Annotated in this window: 11 protein-coding genes; all 11 read right to left on the reverse strand. The window is 46.4% G+C overall.

Features of this window, described 5'->3' with window-relative positions; all coding sequences use genetic code 11:
* Positions 1-498: 498 nt before the first annotated feature.
* Positions 499-1,362 (reverse strand): hypothetical protein, encoded by an 864-nt coding sequence (locus BN93_RS10955; RefSeq protein ID WP_019188364.1) that lies wholly within the window; start codon positions 1,360-1,362, stop codon positions 499-501.
* A gap of 10 nt (positions 1,363-1,372) precedes the next feature.
* Positions 1,373-1,810, reverse strand: coding sequence for a DUF6108 family protein (locus BN93_RS10960; RefSeq protein WP_019188365.1), 438 nt, complete (start codon positions 1,808-1,810; stop codon positions 1,373-1,375).
* Positions 1,811-1,835: 25 nt separating this feature from the next.
* Positions 1,836-2,285 carry a hypothetical protein gene (locus tag BN93_RS10965; protein WP_019188366.1) on the reverse strand — a complete coding sequence of 150 codons (450 nt, stop codon included), beginning with the start codon at positions 2,283-2,285 and terminating at the stop codon, positions 1,836-1,838.
* Positions 2,278-2,748: an RNA polymerase sigma factor gene (locus BN93_RS10970; protein WP_019188367.1), complete on the reverse strand. Its 471-nt coding sequence runs from the start codon at positions 2,746-2,748 to the stop codon at positions 2,278-2,280. The genes BN93_RS10965 and BN93_RS10970 overlap by 8 nt, the downstream gene beginning before the upstream one ends.
* A 494-nt stretch (positions 2,749-3,242) precedes the next feature.
* Positions 3,243-3,644 carry a DUF4180 domain-containing protein gene (locus tag BN93_RS10975; RefSeq protein ID WP_232211173.1) on the reverse strand — a complete coding sequence of 134 codons (402 nt, stop codon included), beginning with the start codon at positions 3,642-3,644 and terminating at the stop codon, positions 3,243-3,245.
* On the reverse strand, positions 3,619-4,374 hold the full coding sequence (locus tag BN93_RS10980; protein WP_044260622.1) for an HAD family hydrolase: 756 nt from the start codon (positions 4,372-4,374) through the stop codon (positions 3,619-3,621). The genes BN93_RS10975 and BN93_RS10980 overlap by 26 nt, the downstream gene beginning before the upstream one ends.
* 81 nt (positions 4,375-4,455) lie before the next feature.
* Positions 4,456-5,805 (reverse strand): glucose-6-phosphate isomerase, encoded by a 1,350-nt coding sequence (locus BN93_RS10985; protein ID WP_019188370.1) that lies wholly within the window; start codon positions 5,803-5,805, stop codon positions 4,456-4,458.
* Between the two features lie 218 nt (positions 5,806-6,023).
* The gene (locus BN93_RS10990; protein WP_019188371.1) at positions 6,024-6,404 is read right to left on the reverse strand and encodes a GxxExxY protein; all 381 of its coding nucleotides are present in this window, start codon (positions 6,402-6,404) and stop codon (positions 6,024-6,026) included.
* A gap of 83 nt (positions 6,405-6,487) precedes the next feature.
* On the reverse strand, positions 6,488-7,483 hold the full coding sequence (locus BN93_RS10995; RefSeq protein ID WP_019188372.1) for an NAD(P)H-dependent glycerol-3-phosphate dehydrogenase: 996 nt from the start codon (positions 7,481-7,483) through the stop codon (positions 6,488-6,490).
* A 148-nt stretch (positions 7,484-7,631) separates the two neighbouring features.
* The gene (gene lysS / locus BN93_RS11000; protein WP_019188373.1) at positions 7,632-9,362 is read right to left on the reverse strand and encodes a lysine--tRNA ligase; all 1,731 of its coding nucleotides are present in this window, start codon (positions 9,360-9,362) and stop codon (positions 7,632-7,634) included.
* Between the two features lie 150 nt (positions 9,363-9,512).
* The coding region (locus BN93_RS11005; protein WP_198007515.1) for an NAD(P)/FAD-dependent oxidoreductase at positions 9,513-10,191 on the reverse strand (679 nt) is incomplete at its 5' end.

The raw sequence follows: 10,191 nt of genomic DNA on the forward strand, positions 1-10,191 counted from the left end.
AGTTGCGCCTTTAAACCCAACCTGCTGACCACTATTTCGCGCTTGTGTAGAACAGAAAGGGGCTTATTTGGGGTGAGAGGTGAAACCGACTTTTCTGTTTGCTGGCAACCTGAACACCCTATTTGCTGTTTTAAATCTTTTAGCAGACAGCAGCATAATCTTTTGACACATTCAGAACATCAAAACGTCCATGCATGCGGCCTTGGATTTCGGAAAAATCCCATTTTCATTGCCGCTTAATGGGGTACAAGCGGTTCTTCACCATTAACTTATACTGTTTTGTTCTTCAACCTTGCACGTCCCATCTTTCTAGGCAACACGTTACTTACTGAGCAATTCTGTTGACAGTTTGTTAATCCGATTGATGGCAACATGCGCGCATACGCAACCATTATTTTGGTTTACCCAGTTGCACTAATTGGAAAAGGCAGAAATGGACGACAAATAGATAAGGTGAAAACTGATCTAGTTTTCACCTTATTACTACATATCCATGTGCTAGAACATTAGTCCGAACGACAAGGTTCTGAACTTAGGTCCATAGCCATCGCGCAACAAGTTGCAAGGACTATACTTAAAATAGAAATCAGGAACACCCCGAATAGAGAATGTACCCATAAAATCAACGGTTACCGGAGTGATGCGTACATCTTTGTCTACATCTTTCAACTCATGACCATCCTTTTCGTAGCGTGTTTTTAGGCTACCGTAAGTGTTGAAATTGATCACTGGGCCGAGACTGAAACCAAACCATTTGCCTTCGTAACCATAGCGAATTGGAAGATTGATGCTGAATACCTTGATGCGAGAGAACTGAGGACTGCTGCCTGTGGGGTAAGTGTCGAGGGCAACCGACCGGTTGTCTTTCACGAAACGCAGGTCATCAGTCATGCGATAATTTCTCCAATCGAGCCCCAATCCCATTGAAAGAAAGTGATTGTTTCGCCACGGGCGGTAGGTCCAATCGGTCACAATCCACCACAATTCCCATGATTTGAAGGGCTGAATGTCGGCACCTGTCGGCATTCCTACAGCGTTGTTGAAACCTACAACGAAGTGAGTGGTGCACTCTGTCCTGGATTTTTTCCTTCGTGGCTTACTGAAACCTGCAATAGAGAAGCTCCAGGTGTCGTCGTTGATGGTCGAAGTACTCACGTAATTGCTGTCAACAAGCTGGATATTGCTCACATAGTGAAAAGTTTGATTTCCCTCTTTGCCCCACACTTCTACGCTTTGTACAGAGTCGCCAGTGATGATTCTCACTTTCTGGGGCCGTTCAACAACCACCGTGTCGTTGTCTGACGGTGTAGCTTTGGCAGCCAAGTTAAAGGTCAATGCCATGCAAACTAAGATCTTTTCCATAACTATATCTTTAATGTATTAGTTTTCTGAGTTCGGCAATACTTTCCACTTTGCCTTCCATATAGACCACAGTAATCACGGTCGTCCGCCCTTTTCGGCAGGTGATGTAGCACAGGTAGCGGTTCATATTGCCCTGTTTGGGTAGCGTCATGATAAGGGTTGTCGTGCCGTTTCGGGTGGTTTGTTCTGTTCCCATAGCCGTTTTGCAGTCGCTGTCAACCAAATCGTCTACCACTTTTCGCTGCTGTTCGGTGGCATTGAAACGAATACTGCGATAGAAATCAAGCTTGTATTTGCTGATGGCACGGCCTTTCACCCTGACGTCTACCATCTCTTCGTGGGGCACCACTTTACCTTGAAAGAGCGCATTAACGTTCAAACCTTGCTGAGCTTGAGCCTCAAAGGCAAGAAACGCCACGATAGCTGTTAAGAAAAAACGAAGTTTCATAACGATGTATTTAATCTTATTCCATTTATTGCTTTCCGAAAATGTCGTGCAACTGACCATCAACATTTAATTCGCCATCCTGACTAATGGCTTGCAGCGTCTCATCTACCTCTTCCATTACGGTGGCGGGGGCAGTCACATGCCTATTGTAGATGTAGGCCTCGCAATAGTCTTGTGGTTCTGGTTGCCACAACATACCGCCCACTCCAACCACAACAAGCAAAGCAACCGAGGCAGCTATGCCGATGAACAATGGGCGTGAAAGCAGGCCATGCAGCACAGGTAGCCTTTTATGTCGCCGATGGTTGGGTGTACGCATGGTTGCAATTGAGCGAAAATATTCGCACATCGGTAGCAAGTCGTCCGACACCTCATCGCCAGAAAAATAGCAATAAAGCTTGCCTTCTTCATCAAGTGTGGTGTCACCCTCCATGAAACGAGCCACTAAAATTCTGATTTCATCGTCCTTATTCATTGCTTTGTTGTTTTAATTGCTGTCTGATGGCCTGTCGTGCACGGCTCAATGCCTTTCTGACAGCCGTTTCGTTACTTCCCGTGAGTGCTGCAATCTCACACATTTCCATACCCTCCATATGGCGAAGCCGCATGATTGTCTGCTGCATCGTGGGCAATTTGTCAACAAGCCGCATCACCTTTTCATAGCGTTCGTCGCATGTTGGCTCGCTTTCCGCCACATTTTCGGGAAGGGCAATGGTGGTTTGGAGTCGCCGTAAACAATCGATACAGCGGTTTCTCACCAGCACCAAAGCTAAAGGCCCCATGGGAATACGCAACTTGTCGAGCAATTGCCAGAGTTTCAGCAGCACGTCCTGCACAACATCCTCCGCCTCTTCGCCAGCTTTTAGATAGCTGCGAGCAACGGAAAGCATGCGCGGTCGGTTGCGTTCCACTTCTTCTTTATATTCGTCGACGGTCATCTGATGTTCTGTTATTTACTTATAGTACGCAGATCATTGAATTTTGTGACACACAAATGCGTTTTTCTTTCATTAAATCAAAAATAAGAGATTTGAGACTTTTCATCGCTCATACTTCGGTAAGCGTTACGGATTAGAATAGCCTATATGTGCTTGTTAGCTAACAAGACTTAACGCCCTAACATATCATGGATTACAAACTAAACACACATTATAGGACTTTGAGGCCTGTAAACAAAGCAACAACGATAGGCATGTAATGTTACATAGACATGGCATTCTATCACAGAACTCACGATGTTTGTGTACATCAGTTACTTGGTGGTTTAAAACAGCAAACTTTGTGGTTTCCAAATAATATAGTGAGGCCTCTGTAACCTCCCCCACCGTAAGGGAGTTTTAGAACTGGCAACTAATAGATAATCAATGGCGACTCTTTTGAACGTATAGGTTTGCGCAGAGGTATCAAGGTATGTTTCGCTACGAAGTAATTCTTAACGATGACAAAACTGATTTTCAAACCAAGCTACGGCATCGGCTGTGGTTGGCGAAAAGTGTATTAGGTTACCACGATTGCTTTCGTAAACGAAACTTTTAAGGCTTTCGCTGGTAAAGGTAGAGAAGTTGCCAACGATGGCCAAACGCACCCGAAAGGTGGAGAACTTTTGCAAAATCTCGCCTGCCAACCTCGTTTTGAGGTCGAAAAAGCGTGGCGAAATTTTGTCGGCAGAGATGATCATGCCATCGAAACCTTGATAATAGGCATTTCCCAAAAGGTCGTTTGCATCTTCGGGGGCGGTCAAAAGCATATCGTTGGCGGCAACTTCGGCCACCATCGCCTTGCCAATGGCATGCGATATGAAACTAAAATCAGTCATGCTCACTCTTCCAGACATCGCGTAATTGCGTCATTCTATCGAACACGATGTTTGCTCCTTCTCCTGCCAAGGTGGTATTTGGCAATGGTCCGCTATTAACGGCTATCGTAAATATCTTTGCCGCAACACCAGCGCGTACGCCCATTGGTGCATTTTCTACAACAACTCCTTGCCAGGGTTGCAAGTTACCAGCCTTTTGCAAGCCCATCAGATAAGGGTCGGGAGCAGGTTTTCCACGCGTCACATCATACGCCGACACGATTTTATCGGCCGTAACAAATCCTTTGAAATCGTGTTGCAAACGCTCAATCAGCGGTCGTTGTCCGCTCCCCGTAACCACGACAATGCCCATGTCAGCCGTCTTTATTTTCTCCATCAGGTCTAAAACGCCATCCATAATAGGTGCTTTGGGTAGTAATCCGAAAAGTCGCGCTTTTTCATCGTACATCATTTGCGCCTCGTCTTCCGATATGTCACGCCCCTGTTGTGCCTTCACCATCAACCTAATGGTTTCTACACCGCGCATTCCTTCGGTGGCATATACATCGGCAGCAGTCATTTTCAGTCCGAACTTAGCCATTGCCTCTTGCCAACAACGGGCATGATTGGGCATGGAGTCGTACAAAACGCCATCCATATCGAAGAGCACAGCTTGCGGTTGAAAGCTATCGAAACCGCGATTTTCCAAATAAGACTTCACCTCTTGCGCATGGCCAAAAGGCAGGCAAGACGAAGTGGGAGCATACATGTTGTTCATTTGCGAATATAAAAACAAGCAAAACGCCTCTTCGTTCTTGCAGGCGAAGAGGCGTTTCGCAAATTAAGGAATTTATTTCAGTCGTTCTTTTATTGCCTTGCTCTCGGCCTCGTAACCAGGTTTGTCTAGTAAGGCAAACATGTTTTTCTTGTAAGCCTCAACGCCCGGCTGGTTAAACGGATTTACACCAAGCACGTTTCCGCTGATGCCACAACCTATTTCGAAGAAATAAATCAATTGTCCGATGTAATATTCGTTCAGTTCGGGCACGCTGATGCGGATATTTGGCACACCACCATCTACGTGAGCGAGCAACGTTCCCAATTCGGCCATCTTGTTAACCTCGTCAACACGCTTGCCGGCAAGGAAGTTCAGGCCGTCTAGGTTCTCATCATCGCTGGGGAACAACAGTTTTTTTGCAGGTTGTTCCACGCTTATTACGGTTTCGAAGATGCTACGTTCGCCCTCTTGAATCCACTGGCCCATAGAATGCAAGTCGGTGGTAAAGTCGCACGATGCGGGGAAAATGCCTTTGTGTTCCTTACCTTCGCTTTCGCCGTAAAGTTGTTTCCACCATTCGGCAATGAAGTGCAACTTAGGCTGATAGTTCACCATTATCTCGATTTTCTTTCCCTTTTCGGTGTACAGTGCGTTGCGCACGGCAGCGTATTGAGCAGCGATGTTCTCAGCAAAGGGAACGCTGGGGGCTGTGGCTTTCTCCATATCGGCGGCACCATTAACCAATGCCTTAATGTCGAAACCTGCGCAAGCGATGGGCAATAGGCCAACAGGTGTCAGTACAGAGAAACGTCCACCCACATTGTCGGGTATCACAAAGGTCTTATAACCTTCTTTGTCGGCGGCAGCCCTTGCAGCTCCACGTTTGGCATCTGTAATGGCCACGATAACGTCTTTGGCCTCCGCCTTACCGCGTTGTTCTTCGCATTGCTTTTTAAGTAGACGGAATGCGAGAGCCGTCTCAGTGGTAGTACCCGACTTGGAGATATTAATCACACCGAAACGTTTATCCTTTAAATAGGCGGAAAGTTCGAAGAGATAGTCTTCGCCGATGTTGTTTCCTGCGAAAACAATAGTGGGATTTGTCTTATCGCCCACAAGCCATGCGAACGAATTATCCAAAGCCTCGATTATGGCACGCGCACCGAGGTAGCTGCCACCGATGCCTGCCACGACGATTACTTCGCATTTCTGACGCAAGGTGTTGGTAACGGCCTGGACCTCGTCTAGAAATTGGGGTGTGATGGAGCTGGGCAAATGCAGCCAACCCAAGAAGTCGTTACCAGGACAAGTGCCATTTTCCAGAGCCTCTTGTGCCGCTTTCACTTTCGGCTCGTAGGCTTTCACTGCGCCCTCACTAAGAAATTGGGCGGCTTTGGTGATGTCTAAGCTGATATTTTTCATCTTATATATTTGTTTTTGACATAAACGCATGTTCTTTTGACAGAAGAACAGAAGGACATGTTTTTAGGTCGGGGGTTATTATATGTAACTTAATCTTTATATAATGTTGCTATTTTGACAGAAATACACGATTCTTTGACAGAAGAACAGAAGGACATACGTTTATTGAAAAGGAAATTCCTTTGAGGAAATTAAATGCCTTTGGCCTGCAATAATGCTTAAAGTGCTTTGCGATAAGTTCTGTATTTACGTTTAATAGTTATGAGTTCACTACCAAAATTGATCAGTAGACCATAGTCGATATGCAGAGCCGTAAGGTAGTTTACTAGCTGTATTTCGTGCGCAACCGCAAGTGAATGAACTGCTTTAAGCTCCAGTATGACTTTATCTTCCACCACAATGTCAGCTCGATAACTTCCAACTACGCGACCTTTATACATTACTTCAAAAGGCATTTCTGTCTTTACACTAAGACCTTGTTCCCTCATCTCAATGACCATTGCATTCTTGTATATGTTCTCTGCAAAACCAATAGACAGCTGTTTGTGCACTGTGTAAGCACAATTTACAATCTTAGTTATCGCATTTTCTACCTCCATATTATCGTCTATATTATGAAAAGCTTAAATCAAGAACATGTTCTTATGTTCTTCTGTCAAAAAAGTGCATTTATTTTGACGATTTATCTAAAGCTATCAGTAAGCAACTTTATCTCCACTTGTGGCGAAATCTTCTCGTACAATATATTATATACGGCATCGAGAATCGGCATGTTCACGTGCAGATGTCTGTTAGTCTCCTTCATACATTTCGTGCCGAAATAACCTTCAGCAATCATTTCCATTTCTATTTGCGCGCTTTTAACGCTATATCCCTTGCCAATCATTGTGCCAAAGGTACGGTTTCGCGAGAAATTAGAGTAGCCTGTAACCAGCAAATCGCCGAGATAAACACTATCGTAAACACTGCGTTCGAGGGGATGTACCGCCGAAAGGAAACGCGACATCTCTTGAACAGCGTTGGACATGAGCACAGCTTGGAAATTGTCCCCATACTTCAAACCGCTACAAATGCCTGCGGCAATGGCGTAAACGTTTTTCAATACCGACGAATATTCAATGCCCACGACATCCTGACTGGTCTTTGTCTTGATGAAATCGCTGCTTAATATCTCGGTGAAGGCTTGCGCTTTCTCTCTGTCGGCACAGCCAACGGTGAGATAAGATAACCTTTCGAGAGCCACCTCTTCGGCATGCGACGGGCCACCGATGCAAGCAATATTGGCGTAAGGCACATCGTACACCTGATGGAAAAACTCGGAGCAAAGCAAATTGTCGTCAGACACAAGTCCCTTAATGGCCGTAACCACAAACTTATCGTGCAAACGCGTCTTTAACTTTTTGAGATGGCTCTTCAAGTAAGGCGAGGGTGTAACAAACACAAGTGTGTCGTAGTTCTCTACAATCTTGTTGATGTCGCTCGAAAAGTAAATCTCGTCTACGTTAAAATGCACGCTCATCAAGTAGGCAGGATTGTGTCCCAAACGCTTGAAGTCGTCTATACGGTCGTCGCGGCGCATATACCATCCGATGTGATGCGTGTGCCGCACCACAATTTTGGCAATGGCAGTAGCCCAGCTACCACCTCCCACTATTGCTATTTTACCGCAGTTGAACATGGTTAAGTGAAAGGGTTAAAGGTGAGAAGGAGCAAGGAGATTGGCAAACATTGCCTTTTAATCCTCGGAAAGAGCTTGGTAAAAGGGGGTGGAAAGGAAAATCAAAGGCCTGCACCTTATGCCGTTCCCTTTCACCCCTTGCCGTGCCTTAACCTTCGTTGGCCTTGTCTATCCAAGCTTGGAAGGCGTCCACCTTCGGGTTCTCATACCCTAGTTTATATTTCTTGTTTACATTGCAAACGTCCATTTGCAGCTTTTGCGCCTTCACCTCTTTTATGTCAGAGATGAGGTTATAGCCAGCTTTATTGAACACGGGCACCCATTCGGCGGGCACTCCCAGCGCTTGCCACTCGGCCGTAGTGCTCTTAGGAATGCTCTTTTCGGGACGCATCTGTGGGAAGAGCAACACCTCTTGAATGGCGGTTTGACCCGTCATAAGCATCACGAGGCGGTCTATGCCAATGCCGATACCCGACGTTGGGGGCATGCCGTACTGCAAAGAACGAAGGAAGTCCTTATCTATTATCATCGCCTCGTCGTCGCCCTTATCGGCAAGTTTCATCTGTTCAACGAAACGTTCCTCCTGGTCGATGGGGTCGTTAAGTTCAGAATAAGCGTTAGCCAATTCTTTTCCGTTCACCATTAACTCGAAACGCTCGGTCAATCTGGGTTTAGAGCGGTGCATCTTTGTTAGCGGACTCATCTCAACAGGATAGTCGGTGATGAAAGTCGGCTGAATAAACTGACCTTCGCAGAACTCTCCGAAAATCTCATCGATAAGCTTTCCTTTGCCCATCGTGTCGTCTATGTCCAATTTCAACTCCTTGCACACCTGTCTAATCTCTTCCTCCGTCTTGCCATCGAGGTCATAGCCAGTCTTTTCCTTTATGGCATCGAGGATGGGCAAGCGACGATAGGGAGCCTTAAAGCTGATAACCTGCCCATCAACCACGCTTTCTGGCTTACCATTAACGGCCACGCAGATGGTTTCGAGCAGGCGTTCGGTGAACGACATCATCCAATTGTAGTCCTTATATTGCACATAAAGCTCCATCAACGTGAACTCTGGGTTGTGCGTTCTGTCCATTCCCTCGTTGCGGAAGTTCTTTCCAATCTCATAGACACCCTCAAATCCGCCTACGATAAGTCGCTTTAGATAAAGCTCGGTGGCGATACGCAAGAACATTTCTTGGTTCAGCGCATTGAAATGTGTAATGAATGGGCGCGCCGTAGCGCCGCCTGCGATACTTTGCAGCGTAGGTGTTTCAACCTCGGTATAGCCTGCTTCGTCGAAAAATTGGCGCATCGTGCTAATTACCTTAGCGCGTTTTAAGAACGTTTCCTTAACGCCTTCGTTCACAACAAGGTCTACATAGCGTTGACGGAAACGCAATTCGGGGTCGTCGAACTTGTCGTAAGCCACTCCATCCTTATATTTCACAACGGGAAGTGGCTTGATGCTCTTGCTCAACAGCGTTAGTTCTTTGGCATGAACCGATATTTCGCCCGTCTGTGTGCGGAATACGAAACCGCGTACGCCTACAAAGTCGCCGATGTCGAGCAAACGTTTAAACACCGTGTTGTACAGTTCCTTGTTCTCACCGGGACAGATGTCGTCGCGAGTAACATACACCTGAATACGGCCTTTGGAATCTTGCAGCTCCATAAAGCTGGCTTTTCCCATCACGCGGCGCGTCATCATCCGGCCGGCAATGCACACTTCGCGTTGCTCGTCGTCCTTAAAGTTATCTCTTATATCGGTTGAAAAAGCATCAGTGGGATACTCTGCCGCGGGATAAGGGTCGATTCCCAAGTCGCGCAACTCTTGCAGGCTCTGTCTTCTTACTATCTCCTGCTCACTTAGTTCTAATACGTTCATACTTTCTTACTATGTGCTTTATGATTGCAAAAGTACGAAAAAAAGTGAAAGGGTGAACGTCTGCTCGCCTAAGTTTTAGACTTTGGGGGCATTCGGCGTTCTATAACGCGCCTTTTTGGCGCGCGCTTTTCTCTCACCTCCTTTGCGTTTTTATTGTTCCATCAGGTCCTCTCCCCAATGTGTTTTGGCCTCGCGCTCTTCCCTTTCGCGTATCTCTTTGGCCTTCTTGGGGTAGAAAATCATGCGCAACGACTGATTATAGTTAAAGTAATTCCACATCCAATTGAGCAAAACCACCATCTTGTTGCGTACGCCTAAGATGGAACGGAGGTGCACAACAAGCCACATGAACCATGCCCCAAAGCCTTTCATCTTTATTTTAGCAAACTCGGCCACGGCTTTGTTGCGACCAACGGTGGCCATTGCGCCAAGGTTTTTATAGCGGAAAGGGCTTAACGGCTTTGCCTTTGCCATGCGTTTCAGGTTTTTAGCCAGGTTTTTACCCTGCTGAATGGCCACTTGTGCCAATTGCGGATGCCCATTGGGATAGTCTTTATCGCCTTCAACAATACATTGGTCGCCAATGCAGAACACGTCTTCAAGTCCCTCAACCCGGTTGAAAGTGTCCACCTTAATGCGCCGTCCACGACCTAAATGGCCGGCATCCAGGTTTCCAACGCACTGTCCAGCCACGCCGCTTACCCAAATAAACGTGCGAGTAGATATAGAAGAGCCATCGGCCAGCATCACCTTATGGTCCTTATAGTCGGTCACCATCTTGTTAAGCAAGATGTTTACGCCCATTTCGCGCAGATATTTCTCCACAGCC

The sequence above is a fragment of the Prevotella conceptionensis 9403948 genome (assembly GCF_000312305.1).
In the GTDB taxonomy this organism is placed as follows: Bacteria; Bacteroidota; Bacteroidia; order Bacteroidales; family Bacteroidaceae; genus Prevotella; species Prevotella conceptionensis.